Raw genomic sequence first — 4,132 nt, 5'->3', positions numbered from 1 at the left:
ACGCCGGTGGGGCACCTCAACCGGGGTGCCCCACCGGCGTCGATGCGCTCACTTCACGTCGAACCGGTCGAGATTCATCACCTTCGTCCAGGCAGCGACGAAATCGTCGACGAACTTGCGGTGGGCGTCCTGCGAGGCGTACACCTCGCAGAGCGCACGCAATTGGGAGTGCGCGCCGAACACCAGATCCGCGGCCGTCGCGGTCCATTTCGGTGTTCCGGTCGCCCGGTCGCGGCCCTCGTACACGTTCTCCGCGGCTTCCGACATCGACCACTCGGTGCCCATATCGAGCAGGTTCACGAAGAAGTCGTTGGTCAACGCGCCGGGACGGTCGGTGAGCACACCGTGCGTGCTGCCGCCGTGGTTGGCGCCGAGCGCACGCAGACCGCCGACGAGCACGGTCATCTCCGGCGCCGTCAGGTCCAGCATGTAGGCGCGGTCGAGGAGCAACTGTTCGAGGGGCACCTTCTCGCCCGGCTGCGCGTAGTTGCGGAACCCGTCGGCCACGGGTTCGAGGACGTCGAACGACGCGACGTCGGTGTCCTCCTGCGTGGCGTCGGTACGACCCGGCGTGAACGGCACCGTGATGTCGAATCCCGCCTCCTGGGCCGCCTTCTCGACCGCTGCGTCACCCGCGAGGACGATCAGATCGGCGAGCGAGACCTTCTTGCCGCCTGCCGAACCGTCGAAGTCCCGCTGGATCCGTTCGAGCGCGGGCAGCACCGCGTCGAGCACGTCGGCTTCGTTGGACGCCCAGCTACGCTGCGGCTCGAGGCGCACCCGCGCACCGTTCGCGCCACCCCGCTTGTCCGTGCCACGGAAGCTCGAGGCGGACGACCACGCGGTACCGACGAGCTGCGCCGACGATAGGCCCGTGTCGAGGATCTTTGCTTTGAGCCCCGCCGCGTCGCCGTCGTCGATCAACTCGTGGTCGACGACGGGCACCGGGTCCTGCCACAGCTGCGGGGCGGGGATCCACGGCCCGAGGTAGCGGCTGATCGGTCCCATGTCGCGGTGCAACAGCTTGAACCAGGCTTTGGCGAACGCCTCCTTCAGTTCTTCGGGGTGGTCGAGCCAGCGCCGGGTGATCTCGTGGTAGATCGGGTCCTCACGCAGCGACACGTCGGTGACGAGCATGGTGGGGGCGCGGCCCGGTCCGCCGAACGGATCGGGGATGGTCCCGGCGCCTGCGCCGTCCTTCGCCGTGTACTGCCACGCCCCCGCGGGGCTCTTCGTCAGTTCCCACTCGTATCCGTACAGGATCTCGAGGAAACTGTTGTCCCACCGGGTCGGGGTGTTCGTCCACACGACCTCGAGGCCGCTGGTGACGGTGTCGTCGGCCTTGCCGCTTCCGTAGGAGCTCTTCCAGCCGAGTCCCTGCGCTTCGAGTGGCGCAGCTTCCGGTTCGGGTCCCACCTGCTCGGCGTCACCGGCACCGTGTGTCTTCCCGAAGGTGTGGCCACCCACGATCAGTGCGGCGGTCTCCTCGTCGTTCATCGCCATCCGGGCGAACGTCTCCCGGATGTCGACGGCCGCGGCAATCGGATCCGGTTTACCTTCGGGGCCTTCCGGATTGACGTAGATCAAGCCCATGGTGGTGGCACCGAGGGGCTTCTCCAGTTGGCGTTTCCCGCTGTACCGCTTGTCGGTTCCCAGCCACTCGTCCTCCAGACCGAAGTACACCTCCTCCGGTTCCCAGATGTCGGGGCGGCCGAAGCCGAAACCGAAGGTGTCGAAACCCATCGACTCGAGGGCACAGTTCCCGACGAAGACCAGCAGGTCCGCCCACGAGATCGTGGTGCCGTACTTCTGCTTGATCGGCCACAGGAGCCTGCGGCCCTTGTCCAGGTTGGCGTTGTCGGGCCAACTGTTGATCGGTGCGAAACGCTGAGCGCCCTGACCTGCGCCGCCCCGCCCGTCCGTGATGCGGTACGTTCCCGCGGCATGCCAGCTCAACCGGATGAAGAGCCCCCCGTAGTGTCCGTAGTCCGCGGGCCACCAGTCCTGCGAGTGCGTCAGCATCTCGATGACGTCGGCCCTGAGTGCGTCCACGTCGAGCTCGGCGAATTCCGTCGGGTAGTGAAAGTCCGGTCCCAGCGGATCAGCCTCGGACGAATGTGCGTGCAGGACCGACAGATCGATCTGCCCCGGCCACCAGTCCCGATTGGACCTGGGGCGGTGCGCTTTCGGCGTGGGGGACTCGATGACCGGATTTTCGCTCTCGCTGTTGGACACGTCGGTCCTTCCTTCCCAGTGGAGGATGCATCACCCACTATGACGCACTCTTCTGGAATCAGTCGCGAATTCGCGCGACCGCACACCGGGTGACCGGAACCATCACCCGGTCGGACCGAATGCCGATTCCCATCACCCGGTGGGGAGGGGACAGCTCAGATATACATCGCCGGATCGATGTAGGTCGTCGGATCGACGAGCGGTTCGTGTTGCTTGCGCGTCCGGGAGCGGACCGTCGCGGGGATACCCGTGGCGATCGAATCCGGTGGGACATCACGAGTGACAACGGCATTCGCGCCCACGGCACTGTCGTCTCCGACATGGATCGGGCCGAGCACCTTCGCGCCTGCGCCGATCGTGACGCGATTGCCGATCGTCGGGTGGCGTTTGGCCTTCGCCATCGACCGACCGCCGAGGGTGACGCCGTGATAGAGCATCACGTCGTCACCGATCTCGGCGGTCTCACCGATCACGACACCCATGCCGTGGTCGATGAAGAACCGACGGCCGATGGTGGCACCGGGATGAATCTCGATTCCGGTGAGGAAACGGGTGAACTGCGCGAGCATCCGGGCCGGGCCCCGCAGCACCGGACGCGCCCACATGCGGTGCGCCAGGCGATGCGCCCAGATCGCGTGCAGTCCCGAATAGACGATCGCGTTCTCGACGTTGCTGCGCGCCGCCGGGTCGTGGCCGCGCGCCGCAGTGAGATCCTCCCGGAGGGTTCGCAGCAGATTCACCGTGCACTCAGTCCCGGATGTGTTCGAAGAGCGGGGTCGAGATGTAGCGCTCGCCGAAGTCCGGGACGATCACGACGATCAGCTTGCCCGCGTTCTCCGGACGCTTCGCGACCTGCAGGGCGCCCCACACGTTCGCGCCGGCCGAGATGCCACCGAGGATGCCTTCGTCGGTGCCCAGCGCTCGAGCGATCTCGACGGCATCGGGGAACTCGACATCGATGATCTCGTCGTAGATGTCACGATCGAGAACCTCGGGCACGAAGTTCGCACCCAGGCCCTGGATCTTGTGGGGGCCGGGATTGCCGCCGGTGAGGATCGGCGAATCGGCGGGCTCGACACCGATGATCTGTACACCGGGCTTGCGCTCCTTGAGGACGCGGCCGACGCCGGTGAGGGTGCCGCCGGTGCCGATGCCCGCGACGAAGATGTCGACCTCACCCGCGGTGTCGGTCCACACCTCCTCCGCGGTGGTGCGCGCGTGCACCTCGGGGTTCGCGGGGTTCTTGAACTGACGGGCGAGCACCGCGTTCTCGGTGTTCGCGACGATCTCCTCGGCCCTTGCGACCGCACCGGCCATGCCCTCGGCGCCCGGGGTGAGGACGATCTCGGCGCCGTACGCGCGCAGCATGACACGACGCTCGGTGGAGGCCGTCTCCGGCATCGTGAAGATGGCCTTGTAGCCGCGGGCCGCGGCGACCATCGCCAGCGCGATACCGGTGTTGCCGCTGGTGCCCTCGACAATGGTGCCGCCGGGCTTCAGCTCACCGGACTCCTCGGCGGCGTCGATGATGGCCACGCCGATCCGGTCCTTGACGCTGTTGGCCGGGTTGTAGAACTCGAGCTTCGCCGCGACCGTCGCGCCGAGTCCGTCGGTCAGCCGGTTGAGTTTGACGAGAGGCGTGCGTCCCACCAGCTCGGTGACATTGTTGTAGATCCCGCTCATAGCCGATCCTCTCCCGGCCGCGGCGCGACCGGCTCTCGTGTGCGATCGTCCTATTGCACCATCCGGTCCGGCGGGCGGTTCACCTGGGGAGTTCGAATCACCGTGAGCAAAAGTCGTGGCCGGTGGCGGCGGCCCGATCTCGTCAAAGCCCGCACTCGCTTCGAGCAGGCACTCACAGTCGACCCGCAGATGTGCGACGCCTGGTTGGGTCTCG

At 66.9% G+C, this 4,132-nt stretch carries 3 protein-coding genes; all 3 read right to left on the bottom strand.

Annotation, left to right across the window (positions count from 1 at the left end; genetic code table 11):
• Positions 1–48: 48 nt before the first annotated feature.
• Positions 49–2,262, bottom strand: a complete 2,214-nt coding sequence (gene katG / locus WAX14_RS04340) for a catalase/peroxidase HPI (RefSeq protein WP_422626858.1) — start codon at positions 2,260–2,262, stop codon at positions 49–51.
• Between the two features lie 128 nt (positions 2,263–2,390).
• On the bottom strand, positions 2,391–2,975 hold the full coding sequence (epsC, locus tag WAX14_RS04335; RefSeq protein WP_422626857.1) for a serine O-acetyltransferase EpsC: 585 nt from the start codon (positions 2,973–2,975) through the stop codon (positions 2,391–2,393).
• Between the two features lie 7 nt (positions 2,976–2,982).
• Entirely contained in the window at positions 2,983–3,918 is a 936-nt protein-coding gene (gene cysK, locus WAX14_RS04330; RefSeq protein ID WP_422626856.1) for a cysteine synthase A, read from the bottom strand.
• Between the last annotated feature and the right edge of the window lie 214 nt (positions 3,919–4,132).

Origin of the sequence: Rhodococcus sp. (in: high G+C Gram-positive bacteria), from assembly GCF_049299235.1 — a bacterium.
Classification (GTDB): Bacteria; Actinomycetota; Actinomycetes; order Mycobacteriales; family Mycobacteriaceae; genus Rhodococcus.
Note: the sequence above shows the minus strand (reverse complement) of the source record. Positions and strands in the feature narration are given on the sequence as shown.

Bases quoted from the DNA above. Each gene is read 5' to 3' on its own strand.
- cysK (WP_422626856.1), bottom strand. From the start codon at position 3,918: ATGAGCGGGATCTACAACAATGTCACCGAGCTGGTGGGACGCACGCCT.